Genomic DNA, 25,173 nt, shown 5'->3' on the forward strand with positions numbered 1-25,173 from the left:
GAGGTGATTCGTATAGCGTCTAAGGTTGTGTGGATTACAGGGGCTTCAAGCGGATTTGGGAAGCTTGCGGCCTCTGCATTTGCCAGATCGGGCTGCACGGTCATTGCGTCAATAAGACAGCGAGATGCGCGTTATCAAGAGCTGTTAAGGGAGATTGGCGAACAGTATGCGTCTTTCGTTCATATATGGGAGCTCGATGTACGGGATGAATCAGAGGTTCAGGCTACAGCTCAGCGGATAAGGGATCAATTTGGGAGGATTGATCTGCTTATTAACAATGCAGGGTTTGCAGCAGGCGGCTATATAGAAGATCTTGAAATGAATGTATGGCGTGAGCAGTTCGAGACGAATGTGTTCGGCCTTATCCAAGCTACTAAAGCGGTGATTCCTTATATGAGAGAAGCTCGCTCAGGCTGCATCATTCAGATGAGCAGCATCAGTGGAAGAATGGCATTTCCAGCGCTAGGTCCTTATGTCAGCTCAAAGTTTGCAGTTGAAGGATTCAGCGAGACGCTTCGACTCGAGCTGCTGCCCTATGGTGTGGATGTGGTGCTGGTTGAACCGGGAAGCTACAAGACGAGCATTTGGGGGCGTGGCTTGGCCTCTGCAGAAAAGAGCGATTCGCCAAACAAGCCATTTGTTGACCGTATCATGGAGCAGGTGAGCAAGACCGGAGAGCAGGCTGCTGATCCGATGGAGGTTGTTGATCTGCTGCTTCGAATTGCAGCGCTTCCGGCTGGCAAGCGGCGGCTTCGTTATAAGATTGGGAAGGGTGTCACGATGAATCTTATAGCAAGAGCGATTATGCCTTGGAGACTGTTTGAGCGACTGATCTGGAAGGTGCTTGGGTTTTCGATGAAGAAAAGGTAATTCATCCATTGGCAAATGGCTATAGCTTGCGTTAAGTATTGTAAACGAAATAAATGGAAGAATAAGAAGGATCTGAACGGCTTGTACGGCGAAGATGCTTCTTTTCTTTTGCAGAGTGATCTCCTGTACAGGAATTGCTGCCATCCCTCATAACTGCTGCGGTTCTGGATACGCTATATTGCAGGAGGTGTAGATCATGCCGCATAACAAATCAGAGCGTATCCATGAGCTTCAGAACAAGTCCAAATGGAATGAAGAGAGCATTACATTGAAGCCAAAGAAAGCTGCGAATCGTGCACCGAATTTGAACCATATTCCCAAGCAAGAATCATAATGTGAGCGGCGACCCTCAAGGGTGAGCGCTACCGTAAAGGAGAAGATCGCTATGTCACGCAAACAACCTGGTCATTCTAAGCAAAATAAAACGACACGTACAGCTGACGCAAATCACGACAAAGGTCAGCATCGTTAGGAGATTAGGCTATGACATTGGATAACTTGGATCTAAATAGTAATTATGACTGTGCTGCAGCCCATGTTGACGTTCCGCGCATCCAATCGGAGCTAGAGCGTTTATCGGCAGTTTCATCCGCTTCCTTAACGGAGGAACAGCAGCAGCTGCTGAATCACCTGAACAATCAATTAAGCTTTATCAAGAATAAGTGCGACCTACGATAATTCATAATGTATTATGAAAAAAGACCTGATACGCGTTTTTACGCATCAGGTCTTTTGTATAAAATATTGCTGCTCTCTTTCTCACAGCTTTTCTAGGTTGCTGTAATGGACGCTGCTGACAGCTTTTGATTCATATCTGGATGGGACTGAGCCTCAGACTCCAGCTCCTGATCCTCTGCATCAACTTGATCGGCAGCTTGCTCTGTATCCTTCGCTTGACCGCCAAGCTGCAGCTGATACATACGGAAGTATCGTCCTTCCAGTGCCATCAGTTCATCGTGTGTCCCTTGCTCTACAATTTCCCCACGGTGAAGAACGAGAATTTTGTCAGCTGATCGAATCGTAGAGAGACGATGAGCGATGATAAACGTTGTACGTCCTCGTTTTAACACGTCTAGTGCATCTTGAATCAAAGCTTCCGTCTCGGTATCAATGTTAGCTGTCGCCTCATCCAAGATAAGAATGGCAGGTTCAAAGGCCAATGCTCTTGCAAACGAGATAAGCTGACGCTGGCCAGCGGAAAGGGTGCTTCCTTTTTCAATAACAGGCTCATCAATGCCGTTAGGAAGCTGCTTTAATACACGATCGGCACCTACGGCGTTCAAGGAAGCCTCAATCTTTTCCCGGGAAATACGTGGATCGCCTAAGCTTACATTTGAAGCGATCGTACCCGTAAACAGGTATGGATCTTGGAGCACAATGCCCATATGCTGACGAAGCCACTGCTTCGGCAGATCTGCAATTCGCTTGCCATCTATCCGTACCTCGCCAAGCTGCGGATCATAGAAGCGGAACAGCAAGTTCATAATGGAGCTTTTACCTGATCCTGTGTGCCCGACCAAGGCTACGGTCTCGCCAGGCTTAGCTTCAAAGTTAATGTTTTTAAGCACATAGTCGCCGCCTTTATAGGCAAAGGATACATTGTCGAACTCAACGTGTCCTTTGTATCTAGGCATAGAACCCTCATGAAGCTCTTCTCCCTGCTCATCCATTAATTCAAAGGCGCGGCCAGCCGATACGATGGATTGATCGAGCTTGGCGAGCTGATTGACCATACCCGTAATAGGTTGGAAAATCCGTGAAAGCAGGTCTGTAAATGCGTAAAGCACACCAAGCGTAATCATGCCTGAACCGCTAAGAGATGCCCCGCCGAAGTACCACAGCACGGCAGCAAAGGACAGGTTCCTAAGCACTGTAACCAGGTTGTGGGAGGTGAGAGAGTTGAGCGAGAGCATCTTGTTGGAATACGTTAAGTAGTCCTCATTAAGCTTCTCGAACTCCTCCATCGTTTCCTTCTCGCGACGGAACGCGCGAATAACAGCCATCCCTTGAATGGACTCGTTGATGATTGCATTAATGGAGCTGAGGCGCGAACGAATAATGGTATTGAATTTCGTTGCGTATTTGCGATAAAGCACGATCCATGCGATAAGTATGGGAATTAGGATCAAGCTCATGAGCGCGAGCTTTGCATCAAGAATAAACAATGCGGTATAGATCCCCACGATGGTGATGATTCCTGATGTAAAGTTGGACAAGACGGCAACGAACAAGTCTTTCACCGCCTCCGTATCATTCGTGATGCGGGACACTACTTTTCCAGCAGGCAAATTATCAAAGTACGGGATCGGCAAACGTTGAACGTGAGCATAAATATCCCCGCGCAGCTTGCGGATAACCTTGTTCGCTGCGCTTTGCAGTCCCAGAATCTTACCAAAGCTCATCACGATGCTGATACCCAGCATGAGCAGATAGATACCGAGCCATTTTATAATGCCATTAACCTCTGGCTCATAGAAAATGAGCATTTCCTTCAAAGGAAGAAGCCGAGCTTCACCTTGCCATGCTTGATCTCGCAAGGTAATGGTTAATATTCCGTCCTTATATTTCCGAGTCCCTGTCGGGTTCGGAACGACCTCGTTCGTCAGGTAGAAAGAGGTGCCGACCTGAATGATATGGACGCCTTCGCCGCGTGTCTCACCGGGCTCAAAGCGGTCTACGCGCTTATAGGTATGGCCCTCATAGGCCACGTTATATTTGGAATCGGTCTTCGTCTCATAATAAGGCTGCTCGATTCCAAGGATATGCTGATCGATAATGGCCTTTGCAATAAATGGGGCAGTCAATTCGGCAGCGACGGATATCGTCAGCATGAGCAGAGCAACGATAAAGCTGACTTTGTACTTCATTGCGTACTGCCATAAGCGCCTTCCCACTCGCTTAGCCTTTACAGCCTCGACGGGCTGATCCAATTCTTCGGAATGCATAAGAGGAATCCCTCCATTTCTATATCGGTGGTTAAAATCATATTCTCATTCTTCACATGCTTATAAAGAAGACTCCAACTGCTGGCGCTCATATTGCTCACGATACCAGCCGCCCCGCTGCATTAACTCCTCATGAGTGCCTTGCTCCACAATTTGGCCTTCATCCATCACGATAATGAGATCCGCATGCTCTACGGCAGAGAGGCGGTGCGTCGTAATAAACGTTGTCTTGCCTGCACGCTCAGCGCGAATATTGGCAATAATGTTTGCTTCCGTCCGTGCATCGACTGCGGACAGGGCGTCATCCAGAATAAGAATTTCACTCTTCGCGATAAAGGCGCGGGCCAAGGAAACGCGCTGCTTCTGACCGCCAGACAGGGCAACCCCTTTTTCCCCGACAAGCGTCTCAATGCCGTTTGCAAGAGTAGGCACATCCTGTGTAAAGGAAGCCGTTTCAATGGAATCGTGCACATCCTGTTCTGAACCTTGCCCATGTCCATACAGAATATTTTGCTTCACGGTCTTCGAGAACAGAATTTGCTCCTGCGGCACATATCCAATCCAGCCTCTGAGCTGGTCGAGAGGAACTTTTGTAATGTCATGGCCATTTACAAGCAGTTGGCCAGATCCGACAGGGTATTCTCTGATCAACTGTTTCACAAAGGTGGACTTTCCGCTGCCGGTGCGGCCAACAATGCCTAGCGTCTGGCCTTTTTGCAGCGTCAGATTGATATGGATCAAGTTATCCACGGTAGAGGTCGGATAACGAAACTGATAGTTTTTCCATGTCAATGTTTCTGGAAGATCGATAGGAAGGCTCTCCTTGCCATCCTTAACATCCGGCTCATAGTTCAAAGTCTCATTTACACGGTCTAGCGAGGCATTGCCGCGCTGCATAATATTAATCAGGTCGCCAATAGCAAACATCGGCCAGATCAGCATCCCAAGATACATATTAAATGCGACAAGATCGCCAATAGAGATCTCGTTATGGATGATTAGATATGCGCCATAGCCAAGCCCAATCATATAGCTTAGGCCGATGCAGAACCGTATCGTAGGGTCGAACATGGCGTCAACCTTGGCTACATCCACATTCTTTTTATACACGTCCTGAACAATATCCCGGAATCGCTTCTCATCATGCTGCTCTTGAACATACGCGCGAATAACGCGTACACCGCCTACGGATTCCAGCACCTGATCATTCATGGCGCCGAAGGCATCCTGTGCAATGGTATAGCGCTCATGAATCATCTTACCGAACACCTTCATCGCCAGCGCGATAATAGGAAGCGGCAGCAGCGCCGCAAGGGTAAGCTTCCAGCTAATCAAGCTGATCATCGCAACGAGCACGACAAGCAGGAAGACGGTGGAGTCGGTAATGAGCAGCATGCCGTAGCCGGCAGTCTCGGATACGGAGCGAAGATCATTCGTAGCGCGGGCCATGAGATCGCCCGTACGGAATTTTTCGTAGAAAGGCGGGGTCATCTTCAGCAAATGCCCCATGTACTTGGAGCGCAGCTTGCGCTCTACCAGGATAGAGCCGCCGAACAACAAATACATCCATATATATGTGATTACATAGATAATCGCCATCGATACTAATATATAGAGGATATAGTACGTTAGGCTGTCCCACGTTATCGTGCCGAACACAATGTCATCAATGGCAGAGCCAAGGAGACGTGGTGGAACAAGCTCTAGGATGCCAACGATCACTAGCAGGGCGATCCCTATCGCATAACGCTTGCGATGCTCACGGAAAAACCAGCCGAGCTTTTTTAATACGTCAAACATGAATCTTTCACTTCCTTTTCTGATTAAAGGTACAGGCAAACAAAAAAGGTATACCGTCGTAAACGATATACCTTGTGGGCAACAATGGAATATGCATACGAGCCGATGAGCCCGTATGATGATGCATTGCTCTCTAAAGAGGTTACAAATCGAGCGATGGTTCAGTCGACACCTAGAGTCAACATCTTCTCGCGATCCGTAAGAGAGGTTATGTACGCTTCTGCAGGGCTCCATGTATGAAATTATGGTTTGTTAGATCATGGTGATGTAGATCAATCATCATATACACAGTTAGCACCTGCCTTTCACTTCATTATGGGCACGATCGTCATGCCTGCCTTGTAGATTCTAGCATCCATTTCTTTGCATTGTCAATCCAAATTTTGCAATGAAATTGGTAAAAAACAATTATAGGGATTCGCTATATGGTGAGCTTTTTTAGCCTTTGTTCTATAAATATCCTTAGCCTTTCCCAATGATAAGGGACAGCAATCCTGCTGCGATCAATGGTCCCACTGGCACGCCGCGGAAGAGGGCAACCCCAATGACGGTTCCAAGGAGGAGACCCGCTACGATTGTAGGCGATTGGCTCATAAGATGGGCCCCGCGACCGCCCAGATACGAGACGAAGATCCCGATCGCAATGCCAAGCAGCGATTTCCAGTTCATAAACGATGAGAGCATCGTCTCGAGCGTATATTTTCCACTGGCTATGGGGGACATGACCCCGATTGTAAGGATGATAATCCCTATAGTAAGCCCGTATTTCTCAATCCAAGGAAAGAGAGCATCAAGCTTTGTTACTCGAAGCAGCAGCAGCACGACCATCGCAATGGTAACGGTTGAGTTGCCGCTAATTAGCCCTAATCCAGCGAGCACGAGCAGGATGATTGAGGGGATATCGATTTGGCTTAATTGACTCATGTGATGGACAACTCCTTTCAATTTTACTACCATAACATAATGAAGCAGGATTGAAAATGAAGCTATTAACAGGATGACCAAGAAGATTCAATCGTATCAGGCAGAGGAGGGACAACAATGAACAAACAAGGAAAGCGCATATTGCTGACAGGCTTCGAGCCTTTTATGGAAGAGAAGATTAACCCATCCTGGGAAGCGGTTCGCCGAATAGACGGGCAGGTGATTGGTTCGTATGAGGTAAAGTCCCGCGAGCTGCCTACCGTATTCGATCGAGCACAGAACGAGCTAAGGAAGCATATTCAAGAGCTTCAGCCCGATGTTGTAATATGCGTAGGTCAAGCAGGAGGACGAGCGGAGATTACGGTAGAGCGCATTGCGATTAATTTGATGGATGCGAGAATTCCAGACAATGACGGTCAAGCGCCAGTAGATGCTGCCGTCGTTGAAGGAGGACCGGCAGCCTATTGGACGACGCTGCCGATCAAAACGATTGTAGAGCACGTGAAGCAAGCAGGCATTCCGTGCCAGGTCTCTTATTCGGCGGGTACGTATGTGTGCAATTCCACATTCTACGCCCTCATGCATGAGCTTCGTCTTATAGGAGCAGAACAAAGCGCTCGCGGAGGCTTTATTCATATTCCTTTTTTGCCGGAACAGGCCGTGCAACACCCCGGCAAGCCGAGCATGCCGCTTGAGCAGGTTATCGAAGCGCTGAAGAAGACGATTGAGGCATTGGATGTCGAGGAGACATCGACATTCAGCGCGGGGACTCTTCATTAAATGTATGGCCGAATTGAATCCATGATCCATATAGGATTGACATATGAAAAAAAGAGGCGGGCTCTATTTAAGAGACCCGTCTCTTTCTTATCCAAAGGATGAATTATCCTTGAGCCTGCATGGCAGCCCATTCTTCACGGCTTGGCCCATATACGCCAGGTACCACAAGTCCTGCTTGACGCATCAGAACGGTCATCTGTCCACGATGATGGGCTTGATGCTGAATGAGGAAGCGAAGAGTATTCGCATTGGAACTGTCGCGTCCAAAGACATTGCGAACTTCGCTCAAAGCTTCATCGTTAAACGAGGATTTGATAACCTCTACGAAGCTGTTATTGGATTGTTCATATCCTTCAACAATCGTTGAAGCTTCCTCAGGCGTGTTGCGATAGTCTCCGAGGCTGATGGTTTCAAGACCAATCTGTTGTGCGAATACTGGGATACTGTGGGCAATGTGCCAAGCAAGCTCGCCTAGCTTATAGTGTTCAGGCGCAATTTGCTGCGAAAGAGAGGCATCAGTAAGCTGCTGCAGTACTTTCATTGTGGTTTGGGTTTCAACATTCCATTCGTTCAAAAACTCTTCCACGGTTCTAAACATTGTATCCCTCCTAAAAGGATTGCATGATGACCATCATCAGCGCGTATTGGGTTGGCATTTTGTGTCACTCGTAGTATAGCGAACTCTTGTTTGCAATGCAAATAGAGAAGGGATGAGCGAATCCATCAAAAAAAGCAGCTCCTCCATAGGCGAAAGAGCTGCTTTCCATAATCATATAAAATTGAAGATCTTATGGTATTGAAAACACCACGGCTTCATTCCATAAAGGAATAATAGGTCAGCTAAATCTGCACGAGAGTCAATACACTCAAGAAGTGAGTAATGGATCCTGCAAGTACAAAGAGATGCCAGATCATGTGGTGGAACGGAAATGCACGCCATACATAAAAAATGGTGCCGACCGAATACAGGATCCCGCCTGTAACAAGCAGGTTAAGCCCGACTGCAGGCATTGTGCTGGTCAGTGGCCCCCAAGCAATCACAATAATCCATCCCATTAAGAGATACAGGGCTGTGGAAGCAAATAGGAACTTTTTCGTGAAAAAGGCTTTAAATACGACACCACCGATGGCAATGGCCCATACAATCCCGAACAGTGTCCATCCAAGCTTAGGAGGCAGGGCAAGCAATACAATTGGCGTATAGGTTCCGGCAATAAACAAGTAGATGGAAGAATGGTCAAACGTCTCAAACAAGTCTTTGACCTTTCCTTCAGGAAAGCTGTGTACCAGGGTTGAGGCCGTGTACAACAATACCATGGTTACGCCATAAATCGTAAAGCTTACGACATGCATCGGACCGCCATAGATTGCTGCAAATACGATCAGTAGGGTTAAGGCTGCAATACTGAGCACAACGCCGATGCCGTGTGTTATGGCGTTGGCAATCTCTTCACCGCGTGAATACGTGTGGGTGTTCGCCATCGTCTATCAACTTCCTTCCACGTGCTTCTGCCAAGAAAAGCAGACAGCGTATCTTCTTTCTCTATTGTATCGAACTCGGCTTGCCCCTGCAAATGAAGCTTTCATGAATCATGGACAAGGGGCGAAAGGAGCAGGGAAGGCAGGATAATGAAGACAGCTGTCGAACACAAAAGGAATAAGCATCATCGAGAAGCATATTCGATACATATGATCTCGCTTGAATTGTAAGCACTTACTCAAGCCGACAAGAGACCGTCGGTCAGGTAAAGCGGCTGCTTCTTGACCACTGGAGGGATACGATGGAACGTTTAGAAATTACAAATCTTGCACGCCGAATTAAACAAAATGTGAGCCAGGTGATTGTGGGGAAGGAAGAGACGATTGACCTGTTATTTGTAGCGTTGTTTACAGGAGGGCATGTCCTGTTGGAAGATGTGCCGGGAACAGGAAAGACCTTGCTCGCAAAGGCGATTGCCAAGTCGATCGATGGGCAATTCAAGCGCATTCAATTTACACCTGACTTGCTGCCAACGGATTTGTCCGGCATGAATGTCTACAGCCAGAAAAGCGGAGAGTTTCATTTCCGACCAGGTCCTGTATTTACAAATATCTTATTGGCAGATGAGATTAACCGAGCAACGCCTAGGACGCAGTCCAGCTTGCTCGAATGCATGGAGGAGCGGCAGGTCAGCATTGATGGAGAGACGTATATTCTCGACAAGCCGTTTCTCGTATTGGCGACACAGAATCCATTGGACAATTATGGGACATTCCCTTTGCCGGAGGCTCAGCTTGATCGCTTCATGATTAAGCTTGCTATAGGGTATCCAAGCTTTGAGGAAGGCATCGATATTCTTAAACGCTTCCGTGCGGACGACCCGCTAGCTTCCATTAAGCCGGTAGCGGCGAAGGAAGAGATCGTAGCCTGCCAGAAGCATTATGTCGATGTCCGAGTGGATGAAGCGATCATCAGCTATATCGTTCGCCTTGTAGAGGCTACCAGACAGCATCCGGATGTTGCCCTTGGTGCAAGTCCTCGTGCCAGTCAGGCGCTGCTTCGTGCGGTTCAAGCGTATGCCATCATCAAAGGAAGAGATTATGTCACTCCAGATGATGTAAAGGCTATGCTCGTCCCTGTGCTTGGACACCGCCTGCTATTTCATCATAATCAGCATTCACGCGATGTGCAGGCAGAAAAAGCGCTTCAAGCGATTGTGAAGCAGGTTGCGGTTCCTGCCGAGCCTTCTGTATCGGAGTGATCGAACATGCCTCTGCATTGGTTGCTGTTATTCGCAGGCATTGGAGTTGCGGGACTTGGTCTGCTCTATAATCGGTTATCCCTTAAACGGCTAAGCTACTCACGTCACTTTACGAAAGATCGCATGTATGCAGGTGAATCGCTTGAAATGGTCGAGATGATCCGAAATGATAAGCTTCTGCCTTTGCCGTGGGTGCGGCTTGAGTCCATGATCCCAAGTTCATTACTTTTTGAAAGCCAGACGAATCTAGAGATGAGCATTGGCGACGTGTCTCAGAATCATAAAAGCTTATTTTCGTTAAACGGTTACCGTCAGGTGATAAGAAGGCATCAATTAACTTGCACCAAGCGCGGTGTCTTCAAGCTGGATACGGCTACGCTAACAGTAGGAGATCTGTTCGGGGTATCGGAGAAGGTTAAGCAAATCCCGCTTCAGATTGAGCTAATGGTCTATCCTGCGATCGTCAATCTACGAGATATTCCATTCTCGAATAAAAGCTGGATTGGCGATATTACGGTACGGCGCTGGATCATGGAGGATCCATTCTGGAAGTCGGGGGTCCGTCCTTATCAGGCGGGGGACTCTCTAAAGTCTGTCCATTGGAAGGCGACAGCGAGAACGCAGTCGCTGCAAGTGCATCAATTGGATTACACCGCTGATCGCAAGTTGATGATTGTTGTGAATGTGGAAACCGATGAGAAGATGTGGGACAAGGTAACCAAGCCTGAGCTTGTAGAGCAGGCGCTGTCTTATGCAGCCTCGATCGCTCATGTCTCGATCCAGCAAGGCATCGAGACAGGCTTCTGCTGCAACGCCTATTTGCCTGAGATGCCAAAGGGACAGATGATGCTGATCCCGTCAGCCGCAGGGTCTCATCACTTGCAGGCGATGATGGAAGCGATGGCGAAGCTTAAGCTTGAGCTGTCCTTATCCTTTATGACGATGATGAAGGAATGGGAGGAAGCCTCGAACACAGACTTTCTTATTTTATCGCCAATTGAGCCTTATGACGCGGAAGCGAGCATCCGACGGATACGCCAGCGCGGCAATACGGTGGATATCATCAAGCTGCAAAAGGATGAGAAGACTACAGGGGAGGGGGCAAGCGCATGACGACCTCCAAAAGGGCTTCCTACTTCATCAAAAGATGGCTAGCGGTATGGGTTGAATATGTGATGTTCTTTCCGATCTACGGAGGATTGGCATGCCTGCTGCTTCCTGAGAGCGAATGGAATATATGGTGGTTCCTTTGGTTTCCACTGATGGCACTGGCAGGTGCTGTCTGGCGATTGCTTATTCCCTGGAAGAGGGAACGGCTGTGGCTTGTGGCTATCGGTTTCCTTTTGGGGATTGGGCTGATCGCAGGGATGACCCAGTTCTGGCTTACTTGGCAGGAAGCGGTGCTTGGATTAGTTCTATACTTCTTGTTCATAAGAGGCATTCAAGCGATGTCTCGTCCTAGAGCCATGATCGAGCGGCATTGGCAGTTTACTGGAATCGGATTAACTCTTGTTGTTTACGCAGCATCTCACTATGTGGATGACATCGAGGTGTTAAATGGATATTTATCCGTAACGGGCATGATCGCTCTATTGATCCTGCTCTTTGATAGCAATCATCAGCAGCTAGTAAGAGCAAACCGAGCGTTGAAGGGAAGCGAAGGACAGGTTCCGAGATCCATTCATTCCTTTAACAGAAGATATCTCGTATGGTTTATCGTTGGAGTGGTGGTCATCGTTCTGCTTCTGTTCAGTTCCGTTATGGACCGGGTAACGCAGCTTCTGCATGATTGGCTGGCCATGATCTTGAAGCCGGGTGAGACAGGAGAGCCTGCGCTGCCACCGTCATCGACTAGTAATCCGAATGACCTCTTAGCGGGACTTGGTGAGGCGAAGGAGCCGAGTGCATTCGCCAAGCTGCTTGAGCGCATCATGATTGGAGCAGGATGGCTGCTTGTCATAGCGCTGACGGCATGGGTATTGTATCTTTTATTCAAAAAAATGATCAAAACCTGGATGCCAGGACTATGGAAGAAGCTCACCCGTTGGCTAAAGCGCCAAGAAGGGGGAACGATCAGTCAAGGATATGTGGATGAGGAGACGGATTTGTTCCAGTGGGAACGCCTTCGCCATCGTATGACAGAGCCTTTTTCTAAGGTGATGGAGCGAATAAGCAGGAGAAGCACGCGCATCGAGGACTTCGCGACGAACAAGGAGCGGATTCGGTTCCTGTATCGAGACCAGGTGAAGCGTGCGGTTAAAGACGGCTATGAGCGCCACGAGTATCTTACTCCTTCAGAAACGCTGCACAGCATTGCAAGCGATCGGCGCGGAGAAGAACAGAACTCGTTATCACAGCTTGCATCCGTGTATAATGATGTCCGCTATGGAGACAAGGACGTTTCCGATGAGGATGTCAAGAAGCTCCGTCGGCAGTTGGATCGTTAATCGATCGCATAAGAAAGAGACCTTCACTCTTCAGACTAAGCGATCGAGCATGCCTTGAAAGCAGTTGGAAGAATAGGCATTCTTCCAAATTCAAATCTAGAGTGGACGCATGCTTGATCCTGAAGAGAAAGGTCTTTTCTTTTTGTTTACATGATGAAAGATAAAGTCCTTCGTGAACTTAATCTACCAGTTGGAACCGCCAGAGGATTGATTGTTATTGTTGTTATCTGAACCCCAGCTAGAACCGCCGGAGCTGTTAGAGCTATCGCTGCTTCCCCAGCTTGATCCCACCGAACTATTGCTGCTATTGTTCCACGCTGCCTGCTCACGTCTTCGCTGCTCTGCACGTTTCGCTTCTTCGATGCGCCGTTCCTCTGCCAGAACAGATTGGTAAGCGGCATCCATAGTAGAAATGAGGCCAGCCAAGAGCGCGACTTCCCGAGCAGCTTGGTCATAGGAGCCTCTTCGCATTAGATCATTCACTGAAGACATGATGCTTGCATGCTGCGCCTGATATCTTGACACATGAATCTTGCGATTCGCTTTTCGATAGGTTGACTGATACCGGCGCTCCAGCTGCTGAATTTCCCGCTCGGCGTTTTTCTTCTGCACGGACGCGTATTCCACCTGTTGAAGATAGCGCTCTGCTCGCTCTTGATACTGCATGGCGAGATCAGCTAACAGCTCTACATCATATGGTGGGGCTGTCATCATTTGCTGAATCCCGTTCTTCAGCTTCGAGAGCTCACTTTCCTCCTGTGACCACATGCGAACCAAGCCATGACGGACGATAAGGGTCATCCCTTTATCCAATGCCTGATCGCCCCGGCCTTGCAGACGGCGTGATTGCTCGAATGACTGATCCAGTCCTTGCACGAGGGATTCGAATCGCTTTGCCAGCTCATGCTGCTCTTGCACCTGTCTGAGGTGCAGATCAAGCATTTGATGAGCTTCCTCATATTCCTGTATTTCCTCTGAGCTCAAGTGTCGAATGCGTGCGAGTTCCCGCTGAGCCTCCGTAATGGCAGAACGGCCATGATGGACCTCCATGTATTCATTCTCCCAATGCTTCTTCCGATACTGCTGCTCTGCATGGGTGGACCAGGACTGTGTAGTCAGGTCCAGCTTCGAATAGGCAACAACTTGTTGTTGAAGCGTCTCGATATCTTGATCATTTCGGAGCTTCAGCTCTTTGATGCGAATGGTCATTTGCACGGCATCAGTCACCAACTGGGCAGAAGACTGGGCAAGCTTCGCGACTTCGGCCATTCGGCCGAGCTTCAACTGCTCCAGCATTTGCTCATTCTGCTGCTGAGCTTGGTCAAGCGTTCCATAAGGATCGATCCGGATCAGCTTCAGCCGATGCTCGTTTACGATCGATTCTATTTTTTGAACGGCCTGCTGTCTTGTGTCTGCAAATTGGCGATACCGCTCCGCAAAGCCAGAAACCGCTTTTACATCCGTGTCATATTGCTCGAGCGCTCTTTGAACTTGATTCATAAGCTCATTCGCACCAACGGGATCGAAGGCATCCATATCATCAACGGTTTGAAGCTGATGGATGATCTGATGGCCTCGCTGTTCAAGCTCAATGAGCGACCAGCTTCTTGTGTGCTGCTCTGCACGATAGAGCCGCTCTAGCTGCTGCATCCGTTCACGACTTGTCTGCAGCTCTTGCACAAGTTCCTTTTCTGTCTCCTCAATCTTCGCAATTCGAGCGATTTGCAGGTTGTTGCTCTCATTGCGAGCTTCAACCAGTTCCTTTGCCGTTTTGTACTGCTGCTTATAGCTCGGCATCAGAAGCTGCAGCAGCTTAATGCGGCGAAGCTCTTCACCAGCTTTTTGGATGATGATGAGATTGTCAGTCAATTGAACCTCAATCTCCTTCGCCTCTTGGAGCGTATTGCCTTGATAAATATTCGAATACGTTTGAACACGGCCGAGCCCTTTGCTTGCATCCGACATGGTGTCCGGAATACGCTGCATGAGCCGTTTATACATGAACAGTCGATAAAAGAACAGCAATACAAACACAGCTGCCACCGAGATAAGCATAACCAGCGCAATGGTGGACCAAGGCAAGCTTTGAAGGCGCTCGGCTAGGCTAGGCCCCTTATTCACTTGAGAGTTCGTGCCACTATGAGGGCTAGAGACTCCATTGCTGCTTGCATCCTTGGATGGATTGGAAGGGGATGTTGTATTGGATGAGTCCTGTTGATCTGTGTCTGCTGGAGCTTTATCTTCAGGTGTATCCGCACCAGGCGCGGCCTTTAAATTCTCGGTTGCCTGCATCAGCCGTATGGCCGCTCGAGCGAAATTCCCTTTCTTAGCCTCCGGGATGAAGTGGGCGTCCACAAATTCACTCAGCTTCTGCCCAACCTGGCCGTCTCCGTTATAGTCATCTGGCAGCGCGTCAATCTTGTCCCGAAGCGCAGCATTGTTAAAATTCATCTCCACGCGGCGCTCCTGCTTGGAGAGAACGATCAGGATCTCATCCGTGGTAAGCTCCCAGGAGCGATAGACATTGGTGGCGTAGGTGCTTGGCTCTTCTCCTTCAAAGCTGTCCACCGTGAGCAGGTAATAGGTATACTTCTGGCCTTGGGCAGCCTGCTTAATATAGAAAATGGATTCCTTCGGGATCATACCGGCTGTATCTTGGACAAGCCCTTGCTTCTTAGGCAGTGAGGCAGCAGCCGATACTGAACCAGGTAAGACTGTTCCCAAAATAAGCAGCAAGACCATAAAGGGAATGGCAAGCATATGACAGCTGCGGACAGCAGTTTGCTTAGGGTGGTTCATTTCTTCACTCCTTTAATGATGAGTACTCTGTTTTAGCCGTACAGCCATCCCTCATTGCAAGGATGCAATGGGCAAGGCATACAGCATGAACGGCAATACCGATGTGGATATACCTATGTATACGAATCAAATGATCAATCGGTTGATTTATTTCTATTGAAAGCGAAAAGGTAGCGTTTGTCTATGATAAGTACGGAAAAAGCTCGTAGGGGTTAAGGGAGGGTAGAAAAACATTTTTAATACATTAAACAATATTATTGAAATGGTATTATTGACTTCTGCCATCATTCCATATAAGATACAGATAACGAATTCGCGTATGAGGTGATGTTCATGTCCGATACAACCATGACCGAGGAACAATTTTTACAAAGCTATGATCCTACCCGCTATGAACGTCCGATTGGGGTCCCGGCGGATATTGTGCTATTCACCGTAACGAGTGAGTCGATAACGGGCAGCACGAAGAGCCTGCCTAAGCGAGAGCTTAAGGTGATGCTGATTAAGCGGAAAGGCCATCCGGACAGAGGGAAGTGGGCGCTGCCAGGCGGCTTCTCTTCTCCACAGGAGACGCTGTACGAGGCTGCCAAGCGGGAGCTCGTAGAGGAGACAGGTGTCGATGATATTCACTTGGAGCTGCTGGGCTTATATGATACGCCGGGACGAGATAAGCGCGGCTGGGTTATCTCCGCTGCATTCGTGGCCTTGGTGAATGAGCGGTATCTTGAGAAGCGCAAGGCGAACGACGATGCCGAGGAGGTTCGATTGTTTTCGATGGAAGAAGCGCTCCAGCTTGAGCTGGCCTTTGACCATCGTAACATCTTGGAGGATGCCAGGAAGCATACAGAGCGCAAGATGCTGGTGACCACGATCGCTCGCGAGCTGCTTGATCTGACCTTTACGCTTGCAGAACTGCTGCAGGTCATTCAGACCGTGGTACCCTCCTATACCATTACGAAGACCAATTTTATTCGAAAAATGCTGAATACGAGAAGCCATCCGATCGTAGAGCCAGTTGAAGGTGAATGCTCTACTGCTTATTCACAGCGTCCGGCGCAGCTTTACCGCTTTGTAGACGGGTATGTCCCGTCGCTCTCGATATATGTGGATGCACCAAGCCGCTCGTAATGCTGGTTGACCAGAATTTGAATGCCTATTCTTAGCCTTCAGCATAATGGGAATAATGAAGGATAACGGGAAGCATATGGAAGGAGCTGTTGGAGATATGGATCAGACTCATCTAACTTTACATACCGATAAGTACCAAATCAATATGATGTATGCGCATTGGAAAAATGGGACGCATCAGAAAATTCGCACATTTGAGGCCTACTTTCGCAAGAATCCGTTTCAAGGCGGTTATGCTGTGTTTGCTGGATTGGAGCGCATCCTGCAGTATTTGGAGGAGCTCAGATTTGACGAAAGCGATATCGCTTATTTAAGAGAACAGGAAGAGAATTACGATGAGGCCTTTCTGGAGGAGCTGAAGCAGTTCGCTTTTACAGGCGATGTATACGCCGTGCAGGAGGGGACGATTGTATTCCCTAATGAGCCGCTTATTCGAGTGGAGGGTCGCTTGTTTGAGATACAGCTTGTAGAGACAGCGATTCTAAACTTTATGAATTATCAGACGCTAATTGCAACAAAGGCGGCGCGTATTAAGCATGCTGCGCCCGATGGCATTCTGCTGGAATTCGGTACGAGACGCGCGCAGGAGGCTTCTGCTGCCTTGTGGGGAGCAAGAGCGGCCGTAATCGGCGGCTTCGATGCCACGAGCAATCTGCTTGCCGGCAAGCTGTTTGGCATTCCTACGAAGGGGACGCATGCCCATGCCTTTGTTCAGGACGCAAATAGTGAGTTGGAGGCGTTCGAAGCTTATGCAAGAGCGTTGCCTGATCATGTGACGCTGCTTGTCGATACGTATGATACGCTAAAGAGCGGGGTTCCGAATGCCATCAAGGTGGGGCTATTGCTTAAGGAGCAAGGCAAGACATTAAGAGGCATTCGCCTAGACAGCGGAGACTTGGCGTATCTGTCTCGTGAAGCCAGAAAGATGCTTGATGCAGCAGGGCTTAACGAGGTGAAGATCGTGGCTTCGAACGATCTTGACGAATACACGATTCAGAGCTTGAAGTCACAGGGGGCCAAGATCGATACATGGGGAGTGGGCACTAAGCTGATCACTGCGCAGGATTCGCCTTCCCTAGGCGGTGTGTATAAGCTTGTTGCGAAGCTCGAGGGTGAGGAATGGCTGCCTACCATCAAGATATCTGGCAATCCTGAAAAAGTGACGACTCCTGGGCGCAAGCAGTTGATGCGGATCGTCAATCGCCATTCAGGACGTGCTGAGGCGGACTACCTGATGGATATGGAGGAGAGCCTTGAGGGGGTTCAGAAGCTTAAGCTGTTTGATCCGATTCATACGTATCTCCACAAGTTTGTTACGGACTTTGATGCTGTTCCTCTGCACAAGCTCGTATACCGCAATGGGAAGAGAGCCGAAGCCGCTCCTACGCTTGAGGAGCTCAAGCAATATCACGAGGCGCAGAAGGAAATGTTCTGGAGCGAATATTTGCGGAACTTGAATCCTGAGCGCTACCCTGTAGACTTAAGCCAGCAGGTGTGGGATACGAAGATGAGATTGATTGCTGAGCATACGAAGAAGGAAGGTTAGCGAAGAGGAGGTTGTCCTTGTGCGAATCGGAATATTTGGCAGTGCGTTCGATCCGTTTACGAATGCACATGGCTTTACCGCATACAGCATTGCAGAGCGAAGAAAGCTGGATAAGGTGATTTTTGTGCCATCAGCAGATCTAAGAACAGATAAGGAACTGCAAGCTGGCAATGAACATCGGTGGCAGATGCTGCTGCTAGGCATTGAGCACGGCCCCTTGAATCAAGCAGGGCAGCCGCTATTCGAGGCGAGTCGGATTGAACTGGATGCGACAGCAGGCTCGCATTATACGCTGCATACCATGAACCAGTTTAAGGAGCAATACCCTGAGGATGAACTGTTTTTTATCATGGGAGCGGATTTGCTTCCGAATCTTCATGAATGGCGTTATGGGGATGAGCTGGTGGCAAAGCACCGCTTTATCGTGATGGCAAGAGGCGGATATGACATGCTTGAGATTATCGCGAGGAACCCGCTGCTTAGGAGATACGAGATGAACTTTGATCTTCTGCATAAGGGTCTTGCTATCGAGATCTCTTCTACCTATATACGCGAGGAGTTGAAGATGGGAGCAAGCTTGCCTCGCTACCTTATGCCAAGGGTGGTTGAGGATTATATCCTTGAGCACAAGCTGTATCAGGCGACAACATAATTCTGGCTGATGTTGAGCCTTAATGGAACAGGGCCGGGATTTGAACATGCTTTGCCAAAGAAAATAAGGCTTAGAACATAGAAAGGGGAATGTCAGGAAGCGGCAGATGCTGCTTCCTGACATTCCCCTGTTTTTATGGATGCTTTTTTAAAGAAGCTCTTCCTTTTTAACGATATAAGTCTGTTGCTCTATTTCCACTCATGCTTATCTGGCCTTAGGGCTTCTCCGGCAGGCTCTTTCCGCTTGAGTCTCTAATCATAAGCTCCGCAGGTAGACTCAACGTGCTGAATGAAAGATCAGTTGTCCCGACCATATTGATAATCTTCTGAACTGCTGCCTTCGACATGTCATAGAGCGGAAGCTTCACAGAGGAGAGCTTCGGCACTGTTCGGGATGCGAGATCAATGTCATCAAAGCCAATGATCGCCATCTCATCGGGTACCGAGATGCCGTGTTCGTGCAATACCTCGATGGCGGATAGCGCCATGTCGTCATTAGCGGCAAACATCGCAGTTGGCCGTTCGCCTGACTCGATCAGCTTGTTCATCTCAGCTGCTGCGCATTCCTTGCTGAAATGTCCCTCCAGCACATATGAATCGTTGATTGGCAGTCCATGCTTGTTCATGGTATCGACATAGGCGGTATATCGCTCTTTGCCGGAATAGGTGTTTCGTTCGCCGCACAGCATGCCGATGTCGCGATGGCCTAGGCCGATCAAATACTCCATGGCTTCTACAGTACCGTCGTAATCCTTGGAATTGATAACAGCAAGATGCCCCTTATCGAGACGTTCGGCAATAATCTCCGTAATGTCATAATCAATGATGACAAGAGGAGCGTTTAATTGCACAAGCTCTCGGACAATCTCGATATCCTTTTGGATGCCAACCAGAATGCCGCCATCAATTCGTTTTTGCAAAAAGGCCTGTTTTACCTTCTGAAAGTCCTCGCGGCTGTACACGGTATGGATAAGCACATAGAATCCCTTCGCATTAGCTGTATCGACGACTGCCTCCACGAATGGGGCAAAGTAATTATTTTGATAAATCCGATTGCCTTGTTCTTTTCCGCTCAAGCTGATGGCAAACAATCCGATGGTATCCGTACGCTTGCCGGCTAGGGCGCGAGCAAAGCTGTTCGGTTCATAGTGATACTCCTCAATGACCTTCAATACTTTGGCTTTCGTCTCTTCGGGGACGTTTGGATAGTTATTAATGACACGAGATACGGTACTTCGGGATACCCCGGCGAGCTTAGCAATATCTTCGCTGCGCATGCTTCCTCCTTGAATAACGCCCGTTGTTAACCTGATTGTACTAGGGAAGGCCTAGGACTGGCAAGTTTTAGCCTTTTCATTATTCAGCTTGATCAGAAGAGCCTGCATGAATATTCTCCATTCAGATGAATCCTCTCGATCCAAAATATTGAATGAATGTGTCAGTAGATTAAACATTTCTTCATTTGTGCAGCAAGTTCAGAAGTGAAACATCTGTGATTATGGATTTTCTAACAAAAAGTTCATAAAACAAAGATAAAACAAACATTTTAATGTCTGTTTATGTTGACTTAGCCATTGATTCTGGTACGATAAGGGTATAGATCTCAAGAGAGAACAAAGGGAGAGAATCATAATGGATCAATTGACGATTGTGAATCCAACGGCTCAAGATGTGCATACGAAGGCTCCTTTCCTTCGTGAAATGATGGAAATTACGTTTACAATGTGGAAAAATGGCTGGGACGAGCGTAACGGCGGCAATGTCAGCTATATTGTAGAAGAAGCGGAAGTGGCAAAGTACATCGATATTACGAAAGTGGATCGTGCGCTCGCATTGACATTCCCGGTTGCAGAGCTTGCGAATCGATATTTTGTTGTTACGGGCTCGGGCAAGTATTTCAAAAACATGATGGCTGACCCTGAACATAATCTTGGCGTTATTCGCGTAGCAGCAGACGGCAAGAGCATTGATATTCTGTGGGGATTAAAGGGCAATGCGGTGCCAACGAGTGAATTGCCTTCGCACTTTATGAGCCATATTGAAAGATTGAAGATGGATCCGAATCATCGTGTTGTCATGCATAACCATGCAACCAACGTGATCGCGATGACCTTTATTCATGAACTGAATGAAAAGAGCTTCACAAGAACGCTTTGGGAAATGTGCACGGAATGCCTCGTCGTCTTCCCTGACGGCATTGGCATTCTGCCTTGGATGGTACCAGGAAGCACAGAGATCGGTCGTGCAACGGCGGAGAAGATGAAGAAGCATCGTGCGGTTATTTGGCCGCATCATGGCATCTTCGGAACAGGCACAACGATTGATGAGGCGTTTGGCTTAATTGAGACGATAGAGAAGGCTGCAATCATTTATATGCTGATTGTAAGCTCGAATCAGCCTATCCTGCAGCGCATCACGAATCAAGAGCTTATTGATCTCGCCAAAGCCTTTGGCGTTGAGCCAATGCCAGGTGTCCTTGATTAATTCGCGAGTATGCTTAACCTTTAATAGGATCGATTTGATCGCAACGACCCAATTTCCTTGATGAAGTTGGGTCGTTTTGTTGTTATTGTTCCGATGGATTCTTGCGCAATCATCAGCATAATCATAGAATGGCAGGGATGAACTCAGATGAGGAGTCATTGATTTTGCCCCATACAGATTAGGATTGGAAGAAGATTCACATAAAGAAAGTCATCCAGGCTGGAAGGGGATAGGACGGCAGCAACGAATAACCTATCATGTACGTTCCATTTTTCAAAGTCGTTGGATAAAGAAGAATTATGACATCATATACGCGATATCCCAGCAGCAGACTGTATAGGCTAGCGCGAGTGATGTGATGATTCATCGGGATGCGTACAACTTGAGACAGAGGAGGTCAAGCTGCAATGCAAACGTTTACACTCCCTTTATGGAACGAACAGGAAGCTCAAGCTGCTGGTATTCATCCATCTGCAATTCCAACCTTAACAGCCTATCCATTGGGTCATGGGAAACAAACCGCGGCGTGGATCATATGCCCTGGCGGCGGGTATGCAATGAAGGCTTATCATGAGGGGGAGCCTGTAGCTAGATGGCTGAATCAGTTAGGCATGGCTGCCTTTGTGCTGGACTACAGGGTTCATCCGCATCGTTTTCCAAGCGCGCAGATGGATGCAGCAAGGGCGATTCGCTTGGTGCGCTATTATGCGGATACGTGGCGCATTGACCCGCATCGCATCGGCATATTGGGATTCTCTGCTGGCGGACACCTTGCTGCAGGAGCGGGAACCCGGTACGATCGCGGTCAGCTTCACGCCAAAGAAGCGATCGATCAAATGAGCAGCAGACCGGATGCTATGATCTTGAGCTACCCGGTCATCACATTCATGCCTCCTTACACTCATGAAGGCTCCGTTCATCATCTGCTAGGAGATCAGCCTAACGATGAACTCCGTCTTCAGCTGTCGCACGAACGGTATGTAACCTCGGATACACCGATGACGTTTATCTGGCATACCGCCGATGATGAGGCTGTTCCGGCTCAGAATAGTCTATCGTTTGCAGAAGCATTGAAGCAGCAAGGCGTACCGCATGAGCTGCACATTTACGAGAGCGGACCTCATGGTCTCGGATTAGCAGAGCAGCATCCTCATGCCAAGCCGTGGACGGAACAGTGTGCATCGTGGCTTCGTCGTCATGGATGGTGCTAGCTCGGGTAGCGAGCAGCCATCTCCTCCAGCTTATCAGAGCGATAGCGATGGATTCCAGGCTGAGAGAAGGTTGCCGCTTCGATCATCGCCATCGCAATTCGGCGTGCTTGAATAGGGCGATAACGCTTGAGTGAGCCGATGAGAAGCCATGCGAAGAGCGGGCTAAGCCAAGCCGCGAACTTCTCCCCGAATCGAAATTCCGAGCGGTCTCCAAGAATAAGAGAGGGCTGAAGAATATGCAGCTCATGGAGGTTGAGCGACTCCAAGTCTGCCTCCAGCTCTCCTTTTACACGGCTGTAGAAGAAAGGCGACTTCTGGTCTGAGCCCATTGCAGTAATGACGAGGAATCGACTCGCCCCTGCCCGCTTCGCTAAGCGGGCTGCTGTAAGCGGATATTCGTAGTCGACCTTGCGGAAGGCCGCTTGTGATCCGGCCTTCTTGATGGTTGTTCCTAAGCAGCAATAGACATCGTCTACGTGAAACAGGGGCAAGAACGCCTCCATGTTATCAAATGAAACGATATGTACCTCGCATTTTGGGTGGTTAACGTCTAGTGGCCGCCTCGTTAACACGATGATATGATCATAGTGAAAGGTAAGAAGGGAGAGGCAGTGGCCTCCAACAAGGCCAGTTGCGCCTAGAAACAGGGCTCGCTTAGTCATACTAGTTAACTCCTCCATTAGCATGCAGTATGCCTTTTATAGGTAAAGGTATCTAATTAATGAGCTGTACGTCAATCAACACAGATGTTAGAGCAAAAACATTAGCTAAAGCAAAAGAGCAGGGGAAACCCCTGCTCTTTTGCTTTCTTAGAATTAGCTGCGTTACGGTTTGGGGTTGCGATCAGGAAGCTGTTCAACGAAGCTGTCGGATAGCTGCAGAAGCTTGAGCGCACGAACATATTGATCGTTCGTTGATTCTAATGGTTCGATTCCATCTTTCTGCAGTAAATATTCGTCTCCATCCTCATAGCCGCTGCCTGACACAAATAAGGTTGTGTCGTTTACAAAGGATCCGCTCGGCAGATAATAGCGTTCAGGCAGAAGATTCTTCGGCTGATTCACGATATCCTGCCCAAAATGAATTTGCTGCTCTAACGAAACGCCCAAGAGATTGGCAAGCGTAGGCAGAAGGTCAACCTGACCGCCTGCATGGCTGATGATCTCAGGATCGATACCCGTACTATGGATGAGAAGCGGGATATTGATCATTTCCGCATATCCATACTCATGGCCATAAATCTCTTCCATGAGCTCGATTTCATTTGCATCCAATGAGTAAAGAGGAAGTCCAAGATGATCGCCGTATATGACAACAAGGCTATTGTCCCATATGCCGGATTGCTTTAACTCCTTAATAAATTGCCCCAGTGCATAATCTGCATAGCTTTGTGCTCTTAAGTAGTCTCCAACCATCGTATTCTGATAAGCTTCCGGAAGGACGATCTTGTCCTTCTCAGGCGGAGTTGTAAAGGGATGATGAGCGGTCATCGAAATGACTTGCGCATAGAATGGCTGGTCAGTCTGTTCCATTTCCTGTAATTTTGTCAACGTCTTGCGATACAGCACTTCATCGGAAGCTCCGAAGAACACCTCATCCTCGTTGCCAAAGTAATCCGCATCATAGTAATGATCGAAGCCAAGGGCTTGATACAGCTCTGCGCGATTCCAGAATTCGACCACATTTGTATGGAAGGTGGCCGATTGATAGCCTGCATTCTTCAGAAGCTTCGGCAAGCTAGGAACTTCTTTTGGCGCATACATTTGCGAAGCAGCACCAGTTCTTGGAATATACATCGAAGCATTTACGACGAATTCCGCATCCGACGTGTTGCCGGAACCAACCTGCTGATAGAATTTAGGGAAATACAGGGATTCCTTCATCAATTGATTCATATTCGGCGTAACTTCTTGGCCGTCTACCTCAAGTCCAAGCAGGAAGTTCTGAAACGACTCCAACTGAATAATGATCAAGTTCTTCCCTTTGGCTGCGCCTTGAAGCTTAGGGCTCTCATTCGTAGAGATCTCTTTAATTGAATCGATCGTGGATTGTGAGATCTCAGAAGCTGGTATCAGCTCAGGCTTCTTCGCGGCAGAAAGGATGGTATAAGCCTCATAATTCAAGATCCCCATTTGTTCAGCCTTCACAAGCTCATTCATGGTAGCTCGGTTTGGCAGGATATTAAACAAGCATATCGCAAGTGATAGGGTAAACACAGTCGTAACGATTCCCTTTTTTACCTTCACCGCATGTTTTAAACGCCAGGCTTTTGCATGATTGCTCCGGTAGAGCCAAACCCAAAGCACAACAATATCAATAAAAATAAACAGAAAGTATGGGTCTAGCAGTGAGAAGACGCTATTCTTTACTGCAGTCACCTGATTCACTTGATCTAATGCTTTGTAATTAACGATGACCCCATAGTATTTGTAGTACATAATGACAGCAAATAATATTCCAGTAAGAACTAGATTAACAGTCAAATAAATAGGAATCTTTCGTTTTGAAGAGAACCACTCAATAAAACAGAAAATGATCCAAATGAATGGGAGTTCCTTAAAGATCAGCGTCCAAGAAGGACCATCGTCAAAAATAACTAACCAAGCCAACCAGCTCTTGACTAGAAGAGCCACGGTGAAAAAAAGAAAAGGCTTGACTTGCATCCACCGTTTCGGTGTTGTCTGCAACTCCAACACCATACACACCTACTTTCAGCATTGTAAGATTACATACAGAGTGGACCAGGCTCTGAAATATTAAGTTCTTGTATATAGTGACACATAACGAAAACAGGTTCAATGCTCTTCTCCTCAGAAATCGAATGATATTTGAAAAGAACCGCAACTT

General features: G+C 48.1%; 21 protein-coding genes. 12 read left to right on the forward strand and 9 right to left on the reverse strand.

What is annotated here, in order from left to right; translation table 11 throughout:
- Nucleotides 1–3: 3 nt before the first annotated feature.
- The 3 genes from I2H74_RS05830 to I2H74_RS05840 all read left to right on the forward strand — a co-directional run bounded on the left by I2H74_RS05830 (nt 4) and on the right by I2H74_RS05840 (nt 1,548).
- Nucleotides 4–870, forward strand: a complete 867-nt coding sequence (locus I2H74_RS05830; RefSeq protein WP_195572390.1) for an SDR family oxidoreductase — start codon at nt 4–6, stop codon at nt 868–870.
- 196 nt (nt 871–1,066) lie between these two features.
- Complete coding sequence (locus I2H74_RS05835; RefSeq protein WP_195572392.1) at nt 1,067–1,204, forward strand: hypothetical protein; 138 nt, start codon at nt 1,067–1,069, stop codon at nt 1,202–1,204.
- Nucleotides 1,205–1,353: 149 nt separating this feature from the next.
- Complete coding sequence (locus I2H74_RS05840) at nt 1,354–1,548, forward strand: DUF2524 domain-containing protein (protein WP_195572394.1); 195 nt, start codon at nt 1,354–1,356, stop codon at nt 1,546–1,548.
- Nucleotides 1,549–1,640: 92 nt separating this feature from the next.
- Here I2H74_RS05840 and I2H74_RS05845 read toward each other — a convergent pair whose 3' ends face one another.
- The 3 genes from I2H74_RS05845 to I2H74_RS05855 form a co-directional block, all read right to left on the reverse strand.
- Nucleotides 1,641–3,815 (reverse strand): ABC transporter ATP-binding protein, encoded by a 2,175-nt coding sequence (locus I2H74_RS05845; RefSeq protein ID WP_195572396.1) that lies wholly within the window; start codon nt 3,813–3,815, stop codon nt 1,641–1,643.
- 60 nt (nt 3,816–3,875) lie between these two features.
- Nucleotides 3,876–5,615: an ABC transporter ATP-binding protein gene (locus I2H74_RS05850; RefSeq protein WP_195572398.1), complete on the reverse strand. Its 1,740-nt coding sequence runs from the start codon at nt 5,613–5,615 to the stop codon at nt 3,876–3,878.
- Between the two features lie 462 nt (nt 5,616–6,077).
- Nucleotides 6,078–6,521 (reverse strand): DUF441 domain-containing protein, encoded by a 444-nt coding sequence (locus I2H74_RS05855; protein WP_195573379.1) that lies wholly within the window; start codon nt 6,519–6,521, stop codon nt 6,078–6,080.
- Nucleotides 6,522–6,656: 135 nt separating this feature from the next.
- Here I2H74_RS05855 and pcp point away from each other — a divergent pair, with 135 nt between their 5' ends.
- On the forward strand, nt 6,657–7,319 hold the full coding sequence (gene pcp / locus I2H74_RS05860) for a pyroglutamyl-peptidase I (RefSeq protein ID WP_195572400.1): 663 nt from the start codon (nt 6,657–6,659) through the stop codon (nt 7,317–7,319).
- Between the two features lie 103 nt (nt 7,320–7,422).
- Here the strand turns inward: pcp and I2H74_RS05865 are convergent, their stop codons facing one another.
- Nucleotides 7,423–7,917, reverse strand: a complete 495-nt coding sequence (locus I2H74_RS05865; RefSeq protein ID WP_195572402.1) for a DinB family protein — start codon at nt 7,915–7,917, stop codon at nt 7,423–7,425.
- 242 nt (nt 7,918–8,159) lie between these two features.
- Entirely contained in the window at nt 8,160–8,801 is a 642-nt protein-coding gene (trhA, locus tag I2H74_RS05870; RefSeq protein ID WP_195572404.1) for a PAQR family membrane homeostasis protein TrhA, read from the reverse strand.
- A 299-nt stretch (nt 8,802–9,100) separates the two neighbouring features.
- On the opposite strand from trhA, the gene I2H74_RS05875 reads away from it, so the two are divergent.
- From I2H74_RS05875 to I2H74_RS05885, 3 genes are read left to right on the forward strand one after another with little or no spacing between them, the layout of a single operon-like run.
- Nucleotides 9,101–10,060: an AAA family ATPase gene (locus I2H74_RS05875; RefSeq protein WP_195572406.1), complete on the forward strand. Its 960-nt coding sequence runs from the start codon at nt 9,101–9,103 to the stop codon at nt 10,058–10,060.
- Nucleotides 10,061–10,066: 6 nt separating this feature from the next.
- Nucleotides 10,067–11,173, forward strand: a complete 1,107-nt coding sequence (locus tag I2H74_RS05880; protein ID WP_195572408.1) for a DUF58 domain-containing protein — start codon at nt 10,067–10,069, stop codon at nt 11,171–11,173.
- Nucleotides 11,170–12,507, forward strand: a complete 1,338-nt coding sequence (locus tag I2H74_RS05885; protein WP_195572410.1) for a DUF4129 domain-containing protein — start codon at nt 11,170–11,172, stop codon at nt 12,505–12,507. Before I2H74_RS05880 ends, I2H74_RS05885 begins: the two co-directional genes overlap by 4 nt.
- Before the next feature lie 183 nt (nt 12,508–12,690).
- On the opposite strand, the gene I2H74_RS05890 is transcribed toward I2H74_RS05885, so the two are convergent.
- The gene (locus tag I2H74_RS05890; RefSeq protein WP_195572412.1) at nt 12,691–15,306 is read right to left on the reverse strand and encodes a TPM domain-containing protein; all 2,616 of its coding nucleotides are present in this window, start codon (nt 15,304–15,306) and stop codon (nt 12,691–12,693) included.
- Nucleotides 15,307–15,639: 333 nt separating this feature from the next.
- Here I2H74_RS05890 and I2H74_RS05895 point away from each other — a divergent pair, with 333 nt between their 5' ends.
- The 3 genes from I2H74_RS05895 to nadD all read left to right on the forward strand — a co-directional run bounded on the left by I2H74_RS05895 (nt 15,640) and on the right by nadD (nt 18,632).
- Entirely contained in the window at nt 15,640–16,434 is a 795-nt protein-coding gene (locus I2H74_RS05895; RefSeq protein ID WP_229106425.1) for an NUDIX domain-containing protein, read from the forward strand.
- Nucleotides 16,435–16,531: 97 nt separating this feature from the next.
- Nucleotides 16,532–17,980 (forward strand): nicotinate phosphoribosyltransferase, encoded by a 1,449-nt coding sequence (locus I2H74_RS05900; protein WP_195573383.1) that lies wholly within the window; start codon nt 16,532–16,534, stop codon nt 17,978–17,980.
- A gap of 19 nt (nt 17,981–17,999) precedes the next feature.
- Complete coding sequence (nadD, locus tag I2H74_RS05905; RefSeq protein WP_195572415.1) at nt 18,000–18,632, forward strand: nicotinate (nicotinamide) nucleotide adenylyltransferase; 633 nt, start codon at nt 18,000–18,002, stop codon at nt 18,630–18,632.
- Nucleotides 18,633–18,846: 214 nt separating this feature from the next.
- Here nadD and I2H74_RS05910 read toward each other — a convergent pair whose 3' ends face one another.
- Nucleotides 18,847–19,908, reverse strand: coding sequence for a LacI family DNA-binding transcriptional regulator (locus I2H74_RS05910; RefSeq protein WP_195572417.1), 1,062 nt, complete (start codon nt 19,906–19,908; stop codon nt 18,847–18,849).
- Nucleotides 19,909–20,263: 355 nt separating this feature from the next.
- Between I2H74_RS05910 and rhaD the strand changes: the two genes are divergently transcribed.
- Together rhaD and I2H74_RS05920 are read left to right on the forward strand one after the other, a co-directional pair.
- Nucleotides 20,264–21,115 carry a rhamnulose-1-phosphate aldolase gene (rhaD, locus tag I2H74_RS05915; protein WP_195572419.1) on the forward strand — a complete coding sequence of 284 codons (852 nt, stop codon included), beginning with the start codon at nt 20,264–20,266 and terminating at the stop codon, nt 21,113–21,115.
- Nucleotides 21,116–21,522: 407 nt separating this feature from the next.
- Nucleotides 21,523–22,326 (forward strand): alpha/beta hydrolase, encoded by an 804-nt coding sequence (locus I2H74_RS05920; RefSeq protein WP_195572421.1) that lies wholly within the window; start codon nt 21,523–21,525, stop codon nt 22,324–22,326.
- On the opposite strand, the gene I2H74_RS05925 is transcribed toward I2H74_RS05920, so the two are convergent.
- Both I2H74_RS05925 and I2H74_RS05930 read right to left on the reverse strand, forming a co-directional pair.
- Entirely contained in the window at nt 22,323–22,988 is a 666-nt protein-coding gene (locus I2H74_RS05925; protein WP_195572423.1) for an NAD-dependent epimerase/dehydratase family protein, read from the reverse strand. The two genes, I2H74_RS05920 and I2H74_RS05925, sit on opposite strands and share 4 nt — an antisense overlap.
- Nucleotides 22,989–23,150: 162 nt before the next feature.
- Nucleotides 23,151–24,989 (reverse strand): LTA synthase family protein, encoded by a 1,839-nt coding sequence (locus tag I2H74_RS05930; protein WP_229106473.1) that lies wholly within the window; start codon nt 24,987–24,989, stop codon nt 23,151–23,153.
- Between the last annotated feature and the right edge of the window lie 184 nt (nt 24,990–25,173).

Source organism: Paenibacillus sp. 1001270B_150601_E10 (genome assembly GCF_015558675.1).
Taxonomy (GTDB): Bacteria; Bacillota; Bacilli; order Paenibacillales; family Paenibacillaceae; genus Paenibacillus_B.

Coding starts and splice junctions, on each gene's coding strand:
- trhA (WP_195572404.1), bottom strand. CDS start 8,801: ATGGCGAACACCCACACGTATTCACGCGGTGAAGAGATTGCCAACGCC.
- I2H74_RS05910 (WP_195572417.1), bottom strand. CDS start 19,908: ATGCGCAGCGAAGATATTGCTAAGCTCGCCGGGGTATCCCGAAGTACC.
- I2H74_RS05895 (WP_229106425.1), top strand. CDS start 15,640: ATGTCCGATACAACCATGACCGAGGAACAATTTTTACAAAGCTATGAT.
- I2H74_RS05875 (WP_195572406.1), top strand. CDS start 9,101: ATGGAACGTTTAGAAATTACAAATCTTGCACGCCGAATTAAACAAAAT.
- I2H74_RS05880 (WP_195572408.1), top strand. CDS start 10,067: ATGCCTCTGCATTGGTTGCTGTTATTCGCAGGCATTGGAGTTGCGGGA.
- pcp (WP_195572400.1), top strand. CDS start 6,657: ATGAACAAACAAGGAAAGCGCATATTGCTGACAGGCTTCGAGCCTTTT.
- I2H74_RS05835 (WP_195572392.1), top strand. CDS start 1,067: ATGCCGCATAACAAATCAGAGCGTATCCATGAGCTTCAGAACAAGTCC.
- I2H74_RS05930 (WP_229106473.1), bottom strand. CDS start 24,989: ATGCAAGTCAAGCCTTTTCTTTTTTTCACCGTGGCTCTTCTAGTCAAG.
- I2H74_RS05925 (WP_195572423.1), bottom strand. CDS start 22,988: ATGACTAAGCGAGCCCTGTTTCTAGGCGCAACTGGCCTTGTTGGAGGC.
- I2H74_RS05840 (WP_195572394.1), top strand. CDS start 1,354: ATGACATTGGATAACTTGGATCTAAATAGTAATTATGACTGTGCTGCA.
- rhaD (WP_195572419.1), top strand. CDS start 20,264: ATGGATCAATTGACGATTGTGAATCCAACGGCTCAAGATGTGCATACG.
- I2H74_RS05885 (WP_195572410.1), top strand. CDS start 11,170: ATGACGACCTCCAAAAGGGCTTCCTACTTCATCAAAAGATGGCTAGCG.
- I2H74_RS05920 (WP_195572421.1), top strand. CDS start 21,523: ATGCAAACGTTTACACTCCCTTTATGGAACGAACAGGAAGCTCAAGCT.
- I2H74_RS05845 (WP_195572396.1), bottom strand. CDS start 3,815: ATGCATTCCGAAGAATTGGATCAGCCCGTCGAGGCTGTAAAGGCTAAG.
- I2H74_RS05865 (WP_195572402.1), bottom strand. CDS start 7,917: ATGTTTAGAACCGTGGAAGAGTTTTTGAACGAATGGAATGTTGAAACC.
- I2H74_RS05850 (WP_195572398.1), bottom strand. CDS start 5,615: ATGTTTGACGTATTAAAAAAGCTCGGCTGGTTTTTCCGTGAGCATCGC.
- I2H74_RS05890 (WP_195572412.1), bottom strand. CDS start 15,306: ATGAACCACCCTAAGCAAACTGCTGTCCGCAGCTGTCATATGCTTGCC.
- I2H74_RS05900 (WP_195573383.1), top strand. CDS start 16,532: ATGGATCAGACTCATCTAACTTTACATACCGATAAGTACCAAATCAAT.